This is a genomic window from Ideonella sp. WA131b (assembly GCA_023657425.1).
Classification (GTDB): Bacteria; Pseudomonadota; Gammaproteobacteria; order Burkholderiales; family Burkholderiaceae_C; genus Rubrivivax.
Genome location: JAGTJW010000001.1, coordinates 1,454,877 through 1,471,864, shown reverse-complemented (window position 1 = coordinate 1,471,864; position 16,988 = coordinate 1,454,877). Strand labels below are relative to the sequence as shown.

Below are 16,988 nucleotides of genomic sequence, written 5' to 3'. Positions count from 1 at the left end.
GGCGGGTCCTCAGGTCTTGTTCTTCTGCGCGGCCAGCACCTCGGCACGCAGGTCGCGGCGCAGGATCTTGCCCACCGGCGTCTTGGGAAGCTCGTCGCGGAACTCGATGCGCGCGGGCATCTTGTAGCCGGTCAGCAGCGTGCGGCAGTGCGCCATCAGGGCCTCGGCGGTGAGGCCGTCGTCGCGCCTGACGACATAGGCACGCACGGCCTCGCCGGTCTTGCTGTCGGGCACGCCGATGACCGCCGCCTCCAGCACACCGTCGTGGCGCGTGAGCACGTCCTCGATCTCGTTGGGGTACACGTTGAAGCCGCTGACGAGGAGCATGTCCTTCTTGCGGTCGACGATCTTGAACGTGCCCTCGGCGTCCATCACGGCGACGTCGCCTGTGTAGAGCCAGCCGTCCTTGATGACCTCGGCCGTGGCCTCGGGCCGCTGCCAGTAGCCGCGCATGACCTGCGGGCCGCGCACGATGAGCTCACCCGGCTGGCCCAGCGGCACCGGCTCGCCGCGGTCATCGACCAGGCGCACGTCGGTCATCGGGGCGGGGATGCCGATGGTGTCCTTCTGGCGGCGGCCATTCAGCGGCTGGAAGCACACCACGGGCGAGCTCTCGGTCAGGCCGTAGCCCTCGACGAGCGGCGCGCCCGTCACCTGCTCGAATCGCTCCACCACGGCGTGGTGCATGGCCGCGCCGCCGCCACCGGCGGCCTTGAGGTGCTTGGGCGGGAAGGCCGTGAACCACTCCTCGCCGAGCAGCGCGTTGTACAGCGTGTTGACGCCCGTGAGCCAGGTGATCTTGTAGTTCTCGATCGCGCGCTGCAGGTTCTGGATCGGCCGCGGGCTGGGCACCAGGATGTTGCGCGCGCCGGCCTCGAACATGCTGAGGAAGTTCACCGTGAAGGCGAAGATGTGATACAGGGGCAGCGCGGTCAGCACCACCTCCTTGCCGTCCTCGATGTGGCTCGCGCACATCGCCCGCATCTGCGAGAGGTTCCACAGCAGGTTGCCGTGCGTGAGCATCGCGCCCTTGGCCACGCCCGTGGTGCCGCCGGTGTTCTGCAGCAGCGCCAGGCTGTCGTGGTTGAGGCTGGACCACCACCCGGGCACGTCGCCGCCGGCGGCCGCACCCTGGTCCAGCGCGCGGGGCAACGCGGTGAAGGACACGCCGTGCTTCGGAATCTGGCGGTTCCAGTAGTTCATCACCGCGTGCACGATGCCGCCGATCACCGGCGGGAAGAACTCCGGCACCCGGGTGATGACGACGTGCTTCACGTCGGTCTGCGGCAGCGCCTGCTCAAGCTTGTCGGCGAACAGGTCGACGACGACCACCACCTTGGCGCCGCTGTCCTTGAACTGGTGCGCCATCTCGCTGGCGGTGTACAGCGGGTTGGTGTTCACGGCCACGCAGCCGGCCTTGAGAACGCCCAGCAGCACCACCGGGTAAGCCAGGCAGTTGGGCATCTGGATGGCCACGCGGTCGCCGGCCTCGATCTTGAGCACCTGGCGCAGGTAGCGTGCGAAGTGGTCGCTCTTCTCGTTGACCTGGCAGTAGCTGAGCGAGCCGTACATGCCGTTGGGCATGACGGTGGTGAAGGCGGTCTGCGTCGCAAATCGCGCAGCCGCTGCGGCCGCCAGCGCGGGCACGCTGGCCAGCACCGGGGCCGCGATGTCGGCCCGGATGTGCGGGCCGTACTGTCCGACCCAGGGCCTGAGGTCGTAAGGGCTGATCGCGTCCATGGGTGTACCGCCGGAGCAGCCCCGCCAGGGGCCGAAAGTGGGCGTGAAATGTAACTTGACGACCCCAAAAAAGTTCTGGGTGTCGGTGTCTAGCCCCCGCCGCCGGTCAGGCCACGGCCGGCCGGGGCGGCGCCTGGCGCCGTCAGCCGGCGCGGCCGGCGGCGGTGGTGATGCGCGCCAGCGAGGCGGCGACCTGCGGCTCCAGCATCGGCCAGGTGCAGCGCCAGCGCCAGTTGCCGTCGGCCGTGCCGGGGCGGTTCATGCGGTGCCCGCTGTCCAGGCCCAGCACGTCCTGCAACGGGAACAGCGCCAGCTTCGCCACGCTCTGGCTGGTGGCGCGGATCAGCGCCCAGTGGATGCTCGCGGCGTCGCTGCAGGCCAGGTACTCGGCGGCGAAGGCGCGCACCTCGGCACGGGCCGAGTCCCACCAGCCACGCGCGGTGTCGCTGTCGTGCGTGCTGCTGTAGGCCAGCGCATGCGGCACGTGGTGGTGCGGCAGGAAGGGGTGCTGCGCGTTGGCGGCCGCGGAGCCGTCGCCCCAGCCGTTGAAGGCCTCCTGCACGATGCGCATGCCCGGCAGGCCGAAACCGTCGCGCAGCGCGATCACGTCGGGCGTGATCGTGCCCAGATCCTCGGCCACCACCGGCAGCTCGTGGCCGAGGGCGGCGCGAAAAGCCTCGAACAGCGCCGGCCCCGGGCCGGGCACCCAACGGCCCTCGCGCGCCGTGGGGCAGGAGGCCGGCACCTCCCAATAGCCGGCGAAGCCGCGAAAGTGGTCGATGCGCACGAGATCGGCCTGCGCCAGTGCGCGCTTCAGCCGCGCCACCCACCAGGCGTAGCCGTCGCTGGCCATGCGGTCCCAGCGGTACAGCGGGTTGCCCCAGCGCTGGCCGTCGGGGCCGAAGCCGTCGGGCGGCACGCCGGCCACCACGGTCAGTTCGTGGCGCTCGTCCATGAAGACCAGGTCAGGCCGGGCCCAGACATCGGCACTGTCGTGGGCCACAAAAATGGGCAGGTCGCCCATCAGACAGACGCCGCGGCTGTGGGCGTAGCTGCGCAGCGCCTGCTGCTGCTCGTCGAACTGCCATTGCACGAAGGCGTGCACGCGCATCGCCCCGGCCTGCGCGGTGCGCGCCGCCGCCAGCGCCGGGGCGTCGCGCCGCGCCAGCGCCGCGCCCCAGGCCCACCAGGGCTGACCATGGTGGGCGTCCTTTAGCGCGGCATACAGGCACCAGGGGTCGAGCCAGTCGTGCTCGGCTCCGCACCATTCCTGGAAACGCGCGCGCTCGGGGGCCGTGGCGCGGGCGAAGAAGCCCGCCGCCGCCTCGCGCAGGCATTGCCAGCGCCATGGGATGGCGCTCTCGTAGTTGGCGCGCGCGGGGTCGAAGGCCGGGGCGCGGGCCAGCGCCTGAGCCGGCAGCCAGCCGGCGCGCACCAGCGGCGCCAGCGCCACCAGCCAGGGGCTGCCGGCAAAGGCCGAGGGGCACTGGTAAGGCGAGTGTCCCGGCCCCACCGGGTTGACCGGCAACACCTGCCACAGACTCTGGCCACAGGCGGCCAGCCAGTCGACGAAGCGGCGCGCGTCGTCGCCGAGGTCGCCCAGGCCGTGCGGCCCGGGCAGCGAGGTCAGGTGCACGACGACGCCGGAACGGCGCCTGCTGAGGTCGAAGGACATGTCGGGGATGCTCAAGGCGGGGCATGCTCCGACCACAGCGTCAGGTTCACGCCCCCGGCCACCGCCTGCGCGCCATGCGGCGCGCGGCGTCCTGGCGCCAGTGTCATGGAAGGCGCTTCGATCATGTAGTAATGCTACATGGTGGATTCCCGGGTGTCATCCCAAGTGCTTGATTCATAAGCGTTCAAGCCCGGGGATCGGTCCCCGTCGCCCGTTGTGAGGCCGGGTTGTGGGCCTGTATATTCGTTACAGATTCATCAGCGGTGGCAAACCCGGAGTCCAGGCCGTGGCCGAAGTGAAGCTGTCCGGGGTCGGCAAGGCCTACGGCGACGCGAAGATCCTGAAGGGGATCGACCTGCACATCCACGACGGCGAGTTCATGGTCTTCGTGGGGCCCAGCGGCTGCGGCAAGAGCACGCTGCTGCGCACCATCGCCGGGCTGGAAGACATCACCGAAGGCCAGTTGTCCATCGGCGGCCGTGTCGTCAACGACCTGCCCCCGGCCGAGCGCGGCATCGCGATGGTGTTCCAGAGCTACGCGCTGTACCCGCACATGAACCTGTTCGACAACATGGCCTTCGGGCTCAAGCTGGCGAAGGTGCCCACGGCGGAGATCCAGCAAGCCGTCACCAAGGCCGCGAAGATGCTGCACATCGAGCACCTCCTCGAGCGCAAACCCAAAGACTTGTCGGGCGGCCAGCGCCAGCGCGTGGCCATCGGCCGCGCCATCGTGCGCCAGCCCGAGGTGTTCCTGTTTGACGAGCCGCTGTCCAACCTGGACACCGCGCTGCGCGTGAAGATGCGCTACGAGTTCGCCAAGCTGCACGAGCAGTTCAAGACGACCATGGTCTACGTCACGCACGACCAGGTCGAGGCCATGACACTGGCCGATCGCATCGTCGTGCTGCAGGCCGGCCGCATCGAGCAGGTGGGCGCGCCGCTGGAGCTCTACGAGCACCCGTGCAATCTGTTCGTGGCGGGCTTCATCGGCAGCCCGGGCATGAACCTGCTCGACGCCACCGTAGTGGAGGCCTCGGCGCAGCACGCGCTGGTGCGCGTGAAGGGCGGCGATGAACAGGTGCGCTGCCTCGTCGACGCCCACCGCGCGCAGCCGGGCGACGCCGTCAGGCTGGGCGTGCGGCCCGAACACCTGCGCGCGGGCGAGGCCGCCAACGGCCTGGCGACCACCGTCACCTTCGTCGAGAGCCTGGGCGGCATGACCTACGCCTACTGCAGTCACCCCGGCGTGGAAGACGTGCTGACCTGTGCCGTCGAAGGCGACCGCCGCCTGGCCGCCGGGGCGGCACTGGCCCTGGGTGTGCCGCCTGAGAAAGCCTACCTCTTCGACGCCCAGGGCCTGGCCTTCCGCCGCTTGGCCGTGGCGCCGACCGAGCGTGTGCATGCAGCTTGAGAACCGCGGGCTCGTGCAGGGCTTCGACAAGCTCAGCCCGAACGGTGGATGTCCTCCGTTTGCACGAAATCCGCCCGAGCGCCCGCTGCCTCAGGGGGGCTTCGACAGGCTCAGCCCGAACGGTGGATGCCCTCCGTTTGCACAAAACCTGTCCGAGCTCCCACCGCTGCAGCGCGGCGTCGACAAGCTCAGCCCGAACGGTGGATGCCCTCCGTTTGCACAAAACCTGTCCGAGCTCCCACCGCTGCAGCGCGGCGTCGACAAGCTCGGCCCGAACGGTGGATGCCATCCGTTCGCACAAAACCTGTCCAAGCACCCACTGCTGCAGCGCGGCGTCGACAAGCTCAGCCCGAACGGAGGATGCCCTCCGTTTGCACGAACCCGGCTTGGGCTGCTGTTGACCAGGCGGCGCTCCGACAGGTCCCGTGCGAACGGTGGATCTCCTCCGTTCGCACTGAGCCTGTCGAAGTGCGCGAGCGCAGTGGCGCTGCTGGCCACCCTCGCCGCCCACGCCCAGGCCTCGCCACGCCTGCTGGTGTGGATCAACGGCGACAAGGGCTACAACGGCCTGCAGAAGGTGGGCGACGCCTTCACCGCCAAGAGCGGCGTGCCGGTGGTGGTGCAGCACCCCGAGGGCGCGCCCGACAAGTTCCAGTCCGCGGCGGCCGCCGGCAAGGGCCCGGACATCATGTGCTGGCCGCACGACCGCGTGGGCGAGTGGGCCAAGGGTGGCCTGATCGTGCCCATCCGCCCCGGCCGCGCCCTGCGCGAGCGCATTGACGAGTCCGCCTGGCAGGCCTTCCGCTACCGCGGTCAGACCTGGGGATATCCGATCGCCATCGAGGCCGTCGGCCTGATCGTCAACCGAGCGCTGGTGCCCGAGCCGCCGACCAGCTTCGAGCAGATCATCGAGATCGATCGCAAGCTCAAGGCCGCGTCCGGCGGGCGCACGGGCGCCATCCTCTGGGCCTACAACAACAGCTTCTTCAGCTGGGGGATGTTCGCCGGGCCGGGCGGCTACGTCTTCGGCCGCAACGCGCAGGGCGAGCTCGACCCCACGCAAGTGGGCGTCAACAGCCCCGGCGCGCTGCAGGGCGTGCTGATGCTGGAGCGGCTCATCAGGGACGGCCACATGCCGCGCGGCGCGCGTTATGCCGAGATGGAGAGCGCGTTCGCCAAGGGCCAGGTGGCGATGATGATCAACGGCCCCTGGGCCTGGGACAACGTGCGCAAGGTGGGCATCGACTTCACCGTGGCGCCGCTGCCGTCGGTGGGCGGCAAGCCGAGCCGGCCTTTCGTGGGCGTGCTGGGCTGCATGATCACCGCGCCCAGCCGCGTGAAGGACATCGCGCGCGAGTTCCTGGAGCACCACCTGCTGAAGGTGGAGAACCTCAAGATCGTGAGCGCCGACGTGCCGCTGGGCGTGCCGGCCGACAAGGCCTACTACGCCGAGCTGAGCAGCGAGCCGAAGATCGCCGCGACCATGGCCAACGCGCGGGCCGGCGAGCCGATCCCGAACATCCCCGAGATGGGCCGCTTCTTCCCGGCCATGGACGCGGCGCTGGAGGCCGTTACCAGCGGCCGGCAGGCGCCGAAGGAAGCGCTGGACGGCGCCGCGGCGCGGATGAGGAGCCGATGAGGGCCCCGCCCCGAAGCGCCTCCGGCGTGTCCCCCCAGGGGGGCGCCCCCAGCGGCCCGGCGAAGCCGGCTCCGCGGCGGCTGCTGGGCGCGCTCGTCGTGGGCCTGGCGTCGCTGGCGCTGCTGTGGCTGGTGTTCAACCTGTGGGTGGCCGGCCAGCCGCTGGTGGCGGTGGGCGTGCTGGCCTTCGGCAGCGCGGCGCTTGTGGTGTACGGCACGGCCACCTCGGTGGCCTGGAAGTACCTGTTCCCGGGCGTGGCCGGCATGCTGCTGTTCGTGGCCTTTCCGCTGGTCTACACGGTGCAGATCGGCTTCACGAACTACTCGTCGGCGCACCTGCTGTCGGAGCAGGGCTCGCGCCAGTACCTGCTCGAGCAGAGCGTGGTCGACGAGGCCCGCGCGCGGCCGTACACGCTGCATGCGCAAGGAAGCGCCTTACGCCTGCGTCTGGCCCCGGGCGAGAGCGGCGGCGAGCCGCTGGTATCGCCGCCACTGGACCTGCGCGAGCCCCCCGCCGCGCCGGTGGCGATGGCGCCCGAGGCCGGCGCGGCGCTCGGGCCGGCCCTCGACCTCAAGGGCGTGATCGCGCAGCGCGAGGGCCTGCAGCGGCTGGCGCTGCGCTTGCCAGACGCCAAGGGCACTGGCGAGGTGCTGCGCTACGCCGGCCTGCGCGAATTCGGCGTCATCGAGCCGCTGTGGACCGCCCGCGCCGACGGCGCGCTGGTGCAGGCCGGCAGCGGCCGCGTGTTCGTGGCCAACCGCGAGACCGGCTTCTTCGAGTCCACGGCCGCCAGCGGCGAGGTCGAGCGCATCTCGCCCGGCTTCACCGTGGGCATCGGCTTTGCCAACTACAGCCGCATGCTGCTGGACGCCGACTTCCGCGGCCCCTTCGTCAGCATCTTCATCTGGACGGTGACCTTCGCAGGCCTCACGGTGCTGTTCGCCACGGCCTTGGGCATGTCGCTCGCGGTGCTGCTGGAGTGGGAGGGCCTGAAGCACCGCACGCTGTACCGCACGCTGCTGTTCCTGCCCTACGCCGTGCCGGGCTTCATCAGCATCCTGGTGTGGAAGGGCCTGTTCAACCAGAACTTCGGCGAGATCAACGCCATCCTGGATGCGCTGTTCGGCGTGCGGCCGGCCTGGTTTGCCGATCCGATGCTGGCCAAGGTGATGATCCTCGTCGTCAACACCTGGCTGGGCTACCCGTACATCATGATCCTGTGCGCGGGGCTCATCAAGGCGATCCCGGCCGACCTGTACGAGGCCAGCGCGCTGGCCGGCGCGAGCCCCTGGGTGAACTTCTGGAAGATCACCGCGCCGCTGATCATCAAGCCGCTGTCGCCGCTGCTCATCAGCGCCTTTGCCTTCAACTTCAACAACTTCGTGCTCATCAGTCTGCTCACCGACGGGCGGCCCGACTTCCTGAACACCAAGCTGCCGGCGGGCACGACCGACATCCTGGTGAGCTACACCTACCGCATCGCCTTCACCGACAGCGGCCAGAACTTTGGCCTGGCGGCGGCGATCAGCACGCTCATCTTCATCATGGTGGCGGTGATGGCGCTGGTGCAGCTGAAGTTCACGCAGACCGCCGAAAGGACGCGCTGACATGCCCATCGTCACCGGCAAGCGCCAGCGCTGGCGCGCCTGGGCGGCGCACGCGCTGCTGTGCACGCTGCTGGCCTTCACGCTCTTCCCGCTGCTGGCCGTCATCAGCATCAGCCTGCGGCCGGGCAACTTCGCCACCGGCAGCATCATTCCCACGCAGATCAGCTTCGAGCACTGGCAGCTGGCGCTGGGCATCCCCGTCACCAACCCCGACGGCACGGTGACACAGCCGCCCTTCCCGGTGCTGCTCTGGCTGTGGAACAGCATCAAGATCGCCACGATCTCGGCCTTCCTGATCGTGGCCATCAGCACCACCGCGGCCTACGCCTTTGCGCGCCTGAAGTTCGCCCGGAAGACCCTCATCCTCAACACCATGCTGCTGCTGCAGATGTTCCCGGTGGCGGTGGCCCTCGTGGCCATCTACGCCATCTTCGAGGGCCTGGGGACGCAGATCCCCTGGCTGGGCATCGAGACCCACGCCGGCCTCATCGTGGCCTACCTCGGCGGCGTGGCCATGCACATCTGGACGATCAAGGGCTACTTCGAGACCATCCCGGTGGAGATCGAGGAGAACGCCAAGGTCGACGGCGCCACCCACTGGCAGGCCTTCCGCCACGTGCTGCTGCCGATGGCCGTGCCCATCCTGATGGTCGTGTTCGTGCTGGCCTTCATCGGCACCATCATCGAGTACCCGGTGGCCAGCATCCTGCTGCGCGAGGAGCCCAACCTCACGCTCGCGGTGGGCAGCAAGTTCTACCTGTACGAGCAGCGCTACCTGTGGGGCGACTTCGCCGCGGCGGCCGTGCTGAGCGGCCTGCCCATCACGCTGGTGTTCCTGCTGGCGCAGCGCTGGATCGTCAACGGACTCACCGCCGGGGGCGTGAAGGGATGACGGTCGCGCCGATGCTGCGCGCCGCGGCGGCGCTGGGCCTGCTGCTGGCCGCCGCGCCGGCCCTGGCGCAGGCGGCGCCGACGGCGCCCGCCGCCACGGCCTGCCGCCCCGACCCGCTGGACGGCCGGGCCCTCTACCTGCGCGGCAGCTTCAACGCCTGGGCCGCGCCCGAGGCGCAGCGTTTCACCTGGGCCTGCAACCGCTGGGAGCTCGTCACCCGGCTGCAAGGCGAGCACCGCTTCAAGCTCGGCGACGAGGGCTGGAGTGCCGATGCCGACTTCGGCAGCGCCGACGGCCGGCGCCTGGTGCGCCGCGGCCCCGAGCTGCAACGCCGCTTCGGCGGCTTGTCCGCCGCGGGAATCCCCGGCACTTACCGATTCACGGTGACGATGAGCGACCCCACCAACCCCGAGCTGCGCATCGACGAGTGCCCGGTGAACGAGGCGCCTCTCGGCGCCACGGCGCTGTTCCTGCGCGGCACGCCCAACAACTGGGCGGCGCTCGACGACTACCAGTTCCAGTTCAGCTGCGACGCCTACTACCTGAACCTCAGGCTCGACGGCCGGCATGAGTTCAAGATCGCCGACGCGGCCTGGAAGGACACCAGCACCATCGGCCCCGGCGGCTTCGGCCAGGGCGCCAACTTCGCGCACACCTTCAGCGGCGAGCACACGCTGCGCCTGGCCTGGGCCGGCGGCCGGCCGCAGCTGGACATCGGCCCCAAGAGCTGGGCCGACCCGCGCGCCGCCGCCGTCACCGACCCCGTGGCGCTGAGCCTGCGCTTCGACTCGCGCAGCACCACGCACAAGCGGCCCTTCGGCGCCGTGCCGGCGGGCACCGAGATCAGCTTCGCCTTCACCGCCGCGCCGGGCGTGCAGCGCGCCACGCTGGTGGTGGAGAAGCGCCGCCTCGAAGGCAACCAGGAGGTGCTGGAGTACCTGCCCGCCGCCCGCGTGGCCATGGTGCGCAGCGCCGAGCCCGACGGCCGCGAGCGCTTCGCCGTGAGCCACCGCTTCGGCGAGGTGGCGGTCTACGGCTACTGGTTCGAGGTCGAGATCGGCGGCCGGCTCTACGCCTACCAGAACAACACCGAGCCGCTGCACTGGACGCGCGAGAAGGGCACCGGCGGCGCAGGCGCCGTGGCCGAGCGGCCCGGCAACCCCGGCGGCATCCGCCGCTTCCGACAGACCGTGCACGCCCCCGACCTGCGCGTGCCCGACTGGGCCGCCGACATCGTCTACTACTACGTCTTCCCCGAGCGCTTCCGCAACGGCAACCGCGCCAACGACCCGCAGCCCGGGCGCGACCGCTACCGCAACACCAACGTCGAGAAACACGCGCGCTGGACCGACCGGCCCTACCGGCCCGGCACCGGCGACGGCAGCGACGAGGTCTACAACAACGACTTCTTCGGTGGTGACCTCGAGGGCCTGGCCGACAAGCTCGACAACATCCGCGAGCTGGGCGCCAACACGATCTACATGACGCCGGTGTTCCGCGCCGCCAGCAACCACAAGTACGACCACGCCGACTACCTGAACGTCGACCCGGCCTTCGGCGGCAACGCCGCCTGGGACCGGCTCATCCGCGAGGCCACGCGGCGCGGCATCCGCGTCATCCCCGACGCCAGCCTCAACCACACCGGCAGCGACTCGATCTATTTCGACCGCTACGGCCACTTCGGCGGCACCGGTGCCTTCAGCGGCGGCCGGCCCAACCCCACGAGCCCGTACTTCGGCTGGTACAAGTTCGACCTCACGCAGAAGGAGCCCGAGCGCCAGTACCGCGGCTGGGTGGGCGTGCCCGACCTGCCCGAACTCGACAAGGCCAGCCCGGCGTGGCGCGACTTCGCCTACCGCCAGCCCGACAGCGTCACGCGCACCTGGCTCAAGCGCGGCGCCGCCGGCTGGCGCATGGACGTCGCGCCCTGGGTGAGCGACGACTTCTGGCGCGAGTGGCGCCAGGCCGTGAAGAGCACGAAGCCCGACGCGCTGACGGTGGCCGAGACCTGGTTCGACTCGAGCAAGTACTTCCTCGGCGACATGTTCGACTCGACCATGAACTACGTCTTCCGCAACGCCGTGCAGGACTACGCGGCGGGTGGCAAGGCCTCGGGCCTGGTGGCGCAGCTCGAGCACCTGCGCGAGGCCTACCCGGCCCCCGTGCACCGCGCGCTGATGAACCTGCTGTCCAGCCACGACCAGGCGCGCGCGCTGCACGTCTTCGGCTGGCACGAGGACACCAAGGACGCAGCCATCATCGAGCGCGCCAAGCAGCGCCTGCTGCTCGGTGTGTTCCTGCAGATGAGCTACCCCGGCGCGCCCACCGTCTACTACGGCGACGAGGTCGGCGTGACGGGCGGCGACGACCCCTACAACCGCGCCACCTGGCCCTGGCCCGACGAAGGCGGCCAGCCCGACCTGGCGCTGCGCGAGCAGTTCAGGCGCCTGATCGCGATGCGCCACGCGAACCCGGTGCTGCGGCGCGGCGAGCTGATGGCGCCCTTGGTGGTGGACGAGCACGTGGTGGTGTGGCCGCGCCGGCTGGCCGCCGGGGGGCAGGAGCGCTGGGCCTTGGTGGCGGTGAACAACGCCGCTGCGGCACGCACCGTGCGGCTGCCGCGGCCCGCAGGGCTGCCGCGCGGGCCACTGGCTGACGCGCTGGGCGCCCCGGCCGTGGCGGCCGACGGCGAGGAGATCGAGTTCGTGCTGCCCGCGCTGTCCGGGCGCGTGCTGCTGCGCTGAACGCCTGGGCGTCGGGGCGCCCCCGGCGTCAGACGTTCAGCATGTCGGCCCAGATGTTGTCGGCCCAACTCAGCGCGTAGCGGCCCTCGATCTGGTTGGCCGCGGCACTGACGCCGCCCGAGCCGGGTACCGTCTTGAAGGTCTTGTCGGCGGCGTCGTACTGGTGGACGCTCGCCACGTGCACGACGTCGGTCCGGGTGACGAAGCTGTAGCAGGTGTTCATCACCACCGGCGTGGGGCTGACCGGCTCGCCCTTGAGCAGCTGGATGATGGCCGCGGCCGCCACCTTGGCATGCTGGTTGGCCATGTGGCCGCTCTTGGGCATGGCCGGCGCGCTGAAGGTGGAGTCACCCAGGACGTGCACGCCCGGCACGGCGCTGCTTTCCATGGTGAGCCAGTTGACGCCGACCCAGCGGTTGTTCATGTTCACGAGGCCCGCGGTGGCCACCGCGAGATCGCCCGCGCGCTGCGCCGGGATCACGTTGAGGACGTCAGCCTTGACGTCGTCGAACTCCAGCTTGGCCACCAGTTGGCTCCCCTGGGTGGAGACCTCGCGGACCTCGTTGTTGGCGCGGTACTCGAGGATGCCTTCGTAGTGCTGCTTGAAGGCGCGCTCGAAGAGGGCCTTCTTGCTCTGCACCTCGGGGTTGGCGTCGAGCACCAGCACCTTGGCCCGGGGCTTGGCCTGCTTGAAGTAGCTGGCCACCATGCAGGCGCGCTCGTAAGGCCCGGGCGGGCAGCGATAGGGCGCCCGGGGGATGGTCATCGCGAACACGCCGCCGTCGGGCATGGCCTCGAGCTGCTGGCGCAGCGCCACGGTCTGCGGGCCGGCCTGCCAGCCGTGCAGCACGCGGCCGCTGTCGAGCTGGGCCTTCAGGCCGCCGGTCTGCTCGGTCATGAAGCCGATGCCGGGGCTGAGCACCAGGCGGTCGTAGGCGAGCTCGCTGCCGTCCTTCAGCCGCACCTTCCTGCCCGCGGCGTCGATCGCGGTGACCTCGCCCTGGACGAGCTTCACGCCCATGGCCTTGAGGCCGTCGTAACCGCGGGTGATGCGGTCCATGCCGGCATGGCCGCCGAGCACGTAGTTGCTGATCGGGCAGGAAACGAACTGCGCGTTGCGCTCCACCAGCGTGACGTCGATGTGGCCGCCCCACATCTTGAGGTAACGCGCCGCGGTGGCGCCGCCGTAGCCGCCGCCGATGACGACGACGCGGCCGATCGACGGGCCGGCGGTCGTGGCGCAGCCGGCCAGGCCCAGGGTGGCGATGCCGCCCAGGGCGGCGCCGGCGCCCAGCAGGCGGCGGCGGGAGGGATGGAGTGTCTGGCTCATGGTGCGTGTCCCCTCACTTGGCCGGCTTCTGCACCGCGAAGTGCGCAGCGATCAGCCTGATCTGGTCTTCGGTGTAGCCCTTGACGATCTGGTGCATGATCGTCGCGGGCAGGTTGCCGGCCCGGTAGTCGGCCATGAGGGCGACGAGCTTGTCGGCCGGCATGCCGGCCAGCGGCTTCATGTCGCCGCGCGCGTTGCCGTTGGTGCCGTGGCAGTTGGCGCAGGTGGCGGCGAGGTTGCGCGCCAGCACCATGTCGGGTGCGGTGGCCTGGGCCTGCGCCGCCAGCGGGGCGGCCAGGATGAACAGGGCGGTCACGGCGGTGGCCAGCGCCGCCACGGCGGGGTGTCGGATCACGTCGATGTCTCCTCGGGCAACAACGGGCACCGGGGCTCCGGCGCCCAGCGATGGGCGAACAGGCAGCGGGGCTGCCGGTACCGATTGTGCGGCGCGCCGCGGTCTGCTGGCACCGGCCTCGGCGGGTGGTGCCCACCCACCAGGGGCTGCGCACGCTGGCGAGCCGTTAATATCACTCCATGCGAATGTACGTTCAGGCGAGGCGGCGCACGGCCGAGGAAACCCGGGTGGGTGCCGTCCAGGCAGCGGCAGCGCCGGGCGGCGACACGCCGTGGCGCCGCCGGCCGGTGCTGTGGGCCCTGGCGGGGCTGGTGTCGGGCTTGCCGCTGGCCGCCGCCGGTGCCGCGCTCCCGGGCGAACCGGTGGCATGGCCCACGGTGCGGCTGCTCGACGGCCGCAGCGTCGATGCCACGCATTGGCAGGGTCAGCTTGTCGTGGTGGTGTTCTGGTCGACGACCTGTCCCTTCTGCCGTCGGCACAACCAGCACGTCGAGAAGCTGCACCGCGCCGCGCAGGCTGCAGGGGCCCCTCTGCGCGTGCTCGGTGTGGCGCGCGACCGCGATGCCGCCACGGTGCAGCGTTATGCGAAGGCCCAGGGTTACAGCTTCGAGATCACGCAGGACGTGGACCCACTGGCTGCAGCGCTGGCCCCGCGCAACCTGATCCCGCAGACCGCCGTGGTCGGCCGCGGCGGCAGGCTGGTGCAGGTGCTGCCCGGCGAGATGTTCGAGGAGGACGTGATGGAGCTGCTGGACCTGGCCCGCACCGAGCCGAAGGCTCGCTCGTGACGCACGCGCCCGCAGCCCTGCGGCACGACGACCCGTTCCCCGGTCGCGCGGCCGGACGCCCCTGAGCCCGCCCCCGAGGACCCGCCATGTCCAGACCCGCCGCCGCCGAACCGGCCGATGAGTCCGACGTCGTGTTCGACTCCGCCGCCGAGTTGTTCCGGCTGCTGTCCACGCCCGTCCGGCTGAAGATCATCAGCGCACTCTGCGGCCACGAGAAAAACGTCTCGCAGCTGCTTGCCGAGATCGACACCACACAGCCCAACATGAGCCAGCACCTGGCCACGTTGCACCGCGCTGGCGTGCTGTCGCGCCGCCGCGATGCGACGCAGATCTACTACCGCATCGGCAGCCAGCGCGCGGCCACGCTCTGCCGGGCCGTGTGCATGCAGATCGCCACCGATGCCGACGGCGAGCCCGATCTGGCACCTCTTGGGGGCCAGGCACCGCTGACAGCCGCACCGCGGCGCTGACGCCCCGCCCACGCTCCTAGTCTTACTGTGTTAGTAAATTCCAAGGCATTATGCGCACTTCTTCAAGCAAGAGGTGAGCCTTGGTGAAGGAGTTGGCGGAGTTTGAGAGGTACATGGCGCATCTGTGCGCTGGGCTGGGGCATTCGGATCGGCATGCGGGTCTGCGTGGCTACTGCACGGGCCTGATGGCGCCGCTCAAGCGCAAGAGTGTGGAGCCGATGGCCTCGCACCTGGCGCCGGCTGCCACGCGGGCACGGCATCAGTCGCTGCATCACTTCGTGGCCGACTCAGCTTGGTCGGACAAGGAGATGCTGCTGCGTGTGGCGCAGTGGGTGGTGCCGGCGATGGACTTCAGCGACGGCGGTTGGTGGATCGTGGACGACACAGGGTTTCCCAAGCAGGGCACACACTCGGTGGGCGTGGCACGCCAGTATTGCGGCATGCTGGGTAAGCAGGACAACTGCCAGGTGGCGGTGAGCGTCTCCCTGGCGGCCCAGGGCGGCAGCCTGCCAGTGGCCTGGCAGTTGTACCTGCCCAAGGAGTGGTGCGAGGACGAGGCCAGGCGACAGAAGGCGGGCGTGCCCCAGGAGGCGGGCTTCGCCACCAAGCCGGCGATGGCGCTGGCGCAGATCGAGCGGCTGCTGGACCAGGGCGCACCCAGGCACTGCGTGCTGGCCGATGCGGGTTACGGGACAGAGACTGCGTTCCGCGAGCGCTTGAGCGAATTGGGGCTGGCCTATGTGGTGGGCGTGACGGGACAGGTTAACGTCTGGCCGCCCGGGCACGCACCGCTGCCCCCGGCGGCCTACAGCGGGCGCGGCAACGTGCCCACGCGGCAACGCCTGGGTGACGCTGCACATGAGAGGCCGCTGTCGATGAAGGAACTGGCGCACGCGTTGCCGGCCGGGCAATGGCACAACGTCGAGTGGCGAGAAGGTAGCAACTTCACCTTGCGCTCTCGCTTTGCCCGTGTTCGGGTGCGCGCAGCGCACCGCGACTACCAGCGCGACGCGTTACGGCCCGAGCAGTGGGCGCTCATCGAATGGCCCGAAGGTCACAAGGAGCCGATGAAATACTGGCTGTCCACGCTACCGCAGGACATGCCCATTGAGCGCATGGTGCTTGAAGCCAAAATGCGCTGGCGCATCGAGCGCGATTACCAGGACCTCAAGCAGGACCTGGGGCTGGGCGACTACGAAGGCCGAGGCTGGCGCGGCTTCCATCACCATGCCAGCCTGGCAATTGCTGCCTACGGGTTCCTGATGGCCCAACAGCTTCGGTACCCCGGCGTTGAGGGCAAAAAAAACTCCGCACGAAGCAAAGAACCTACCCTACCCAAGCATTACAAGCCTCGCGGCAGCCCAGCGCACGCAGCGCCACGTCCCATCGTCCATCACGAGCTTACGGCTGCGTATCGCCGCAGCCTTGCTCAGGACACTGCCAAGGTGTCCGTGCTGCCTGCGCACAAACGCAAGGCTACGCTTGTGACACAGTAAGACTAGGAGCGTGGGCGGCAGAAATCCAGCCCCGCGTTGGGCCGACTTCGGGGCCCAGGCCAGGCGCCGCGCGCAGCCCGGGCTGTGCGCCCGGGCCAGCGTGGCAACGCCGCATGGGCCCCGAAATCGGCCCAACCCGAGGGGCCGGGGCGGCCAAAGCCGCTGGCGGGTGTTGCGCCGCTGGCGCGGGCGTCAAGCCCGCGCTGCGCGACGCGCCTGCGCCAGTGGCTTTGGCCGCCCCGGCGCGGGGCTGGATTTCTGCCGCCCACGCTCCTAGAGCCGCCCCGCGGGCGCCATGCCCAAGGCACGCGCCAGCAGCGTCGTCGGGAACAGCGCGATCGCCGCGTCGTGCGCCTCGGCCGCCTCGTTGAAGCGCTGGCGCGCATAGGCCAGCCTGGGCTGCGCGTCGTTCCAGGCGGCCAGCAGCGGTGCCACCAGGGCATCGGCACGCAGGTCCGGCTGCTGCTCCAGCAAGGCCAGGAGCCTTGAGGCCGCGCCGGCGAGCGCCGACTCGGCGGCCTGCCACTGCTGCGCCAATGTGGGGTCCAGCGGGCGTGCACCCAGCGCGGCGCCCGCTTGGCGCGACTGCGCCGTGGCGGCCACAAAGGCATCGAGTGCGCCTTGTTCCGCCGCCATCGGGCTGCGCAGCAGCGCCACGAGCGGCTCCGCCGCGGCGTCACGCGGCTGCAGCGCCTCGACCACCCGCTGCCAGGCCGCGCAGACCTCATCGCGCAGGGCGATCAGGCGGTTGTTCGCGCCCACCACCCAGAAGAGCAGCAGCGCCCCCAGCGCCAGCAGCAGCCAGCTCGTCACCGCGCCCTCGCCCTTGCGTTCAGCCGCG

General features: G+C 70.3%; 13 protein-coding genes. 8 read left to right on the top strand and 5 right to left on the bottom strand.

What is annotated here, in order from left to right:
• Positions 1-9 precede the first annotated feature (9 nt).
• Together KA711_06735 and malQ are read right to left on the bottom strand one after the other, a co-directional pair.
• Positions 10-1,740 (bottom strand): AMP-binding protein, encoded by a 1,731-nt coding sequence (locus KA711_06735; GenBank protein MCM0608683.1) that lies wholly within the window; start codon positions 1,738-1,740, stop codon positions 10-12.
• A 142-nt stretch (positions 1,741-1,882) separates the two neighbouring features.
• Positions 1,883-3,415: a 4-alpha-glucanotransferase gene (gene malQ / locus KA711_06730; protein ID MCM0608682.1), complete on the bottom strand. Its 1,533-nt coding sequence runs from the start codon at positions 3,413-3,415 to the stop codon at positions 1,883-1,885.
• A 286-nt stretch (positions 3,416-3,701) separates the two neighbouring features.
• Here malQ and ugpC point away from each other — a divergent pair, with 286 nt between their 5' ends.
• The 5 genes from ugpC to KA711_06705 are packed head-to-tail and all read left to right on the top strand — an operon-like array spanning position 3,702 to position 11,708.
• Complete coding sequence (gene ugpC, locus KA711_06725; GenBank protein ID MCM0608681.1) at positions 3,702-4,826, top strand: sn-glycerol-3-phosphate ABC transporter ATP-binding protein UgpC; 1,125 nt, start codon at positions 3,702-3,704, stop codon at positions 4,824-4,826.
• Entirely contained in the window at positions 4,816-6,465 is a 1,650-nt protein-coding gene (gene malE, locus KA711_06720; protein ID MCM0608680.1) for a maltose/maltodextrin ABC transporter substrate-binding protein MalE, read from the top strand. The genes ugpC and malE overlap by 11 nt, the downstream gene beginning before the upstream one ends.
• Positions 6,462-8,072, top strand: a complete 1,611-nt coding sequence (gene malF / locus KA711_06715; GenBank protein ID MCM0608679.1) for a maltose ABC transporter permease MalF — start codon at positions 6,462-6,464, stop codon at positions 8,070-8,072. Before malE ends, malF begins: the two co-directional genes overlap by 4 nt.
• Before the next feature lies 1 nt (position 8,073).
• Positions 8,074-8,964, top strand: coding sequence for a maltose ABC transporter permease MalG (gene malG / locus KA711_06710; protein MCM0608678.1), 891 nt, complete (start codon positions 8,074-8,076; stop codon positions 8,962-8,964).
• Positions 8,961-11,708 (top strand): hypothetical protein, encoded by a 2,748-nt coding sequence (locus tag KA711_06705; protein MCM0608677.1) that lies wholly within the window; start codon positions 8,961-8,963, stop codon positions 11,706-11,708. The genes malG and KA711_06705 overlap by 4 nt, the downstream gene beginning before the upstream one ends.
• A 28-nt stretch (positions 11,709-11,736) precedes the next feature.
• On the opposite strand, the gene KA711_06700 is transcribed toward KA711_06705, so the two are convergent.
• Together KA711_06700 and KA711_06695 are read right to left on the bottom strand one after the other, a co-directional pair.
• Positions 11,737-13,038 (bottom strand): FAD-dependent oxidoreductase, encoded by a 1,302-nt coding sequence (locus KA711_06700; GenBank protein MCM0608676.1) that lies wholly within the window; start codon positions 13,036-13,038, stop codon positions 11,737-11,739.
• Between the two features lie 13 nt (positions 13,039-13,051).
• Positions 13,052-13,354, bottom strand: a complete 303-nt coding sequence (locus KA711_06695) for a cytochrome C (protein ID MCM0608675.1) — start codon at positions 13,352-13,354, stop codon at positions 13,052-13,054.
• 218 nt (positions 13,355-13,572) lie between these two features.
• Between KA711_06695 and KA711_06690 the strand changes: the two genes are divergently transcribed.
• From KA711_06690 to KA711_06680, 3 genes are all read left to right on the top strand, one after another.
• Positions 13,573-14,181 (top strand): TlpA family protein disulfide reductase, encoded by a 609-nt coding sequence (locus KA711_06690; GenBank protein MCM0608674.1) that lies wholly within the window; start codon positions 13,573-13,575, stop codon positions 14,179-14,181.
• 86 nt (positions 14,182-14,267) lie between these two features.
• Positions 14,268-14,651: a winged helix-turn-helix transcriptional regulator gene (locus KA711_06685; protein ID MCM0608673.1), complete on the top strand. Its 384-nt coding sequence runs from the start codon at positions 14,268-14,270 to the stop codon at positions 14,649-14,651.
• Positions 14,652-14,764: 113 nt separating this feature from the next.
• Positions 14,765-16,147, top strand: a complete 1,383-nt coding sequence (locus KA711_06680; protein MCM0608672.1) for an IS701 family transposase — start codon at positions 14,765-14,767, stop codon at positions 16,145-16,147.
• A gap of 273 nt (positions 16,148-16,420) precedes the next feature.
• On the opposite strand, the gene KA711_06675 is transcribed toward KA711_06680, so the two are convergent.
• Positions 16,421-16,960: a LemA family protein gene (locus KA711_06675; protein ID MCM0608671.1), complete on the bottom strand. Its 540-nt coding sequence runs from the start codon at positions 16,958-16,960 to the stop codon at positions 16,421-16,423.
• Positions 16,961-16,988 lie beyond the last annotated feature (28 nt).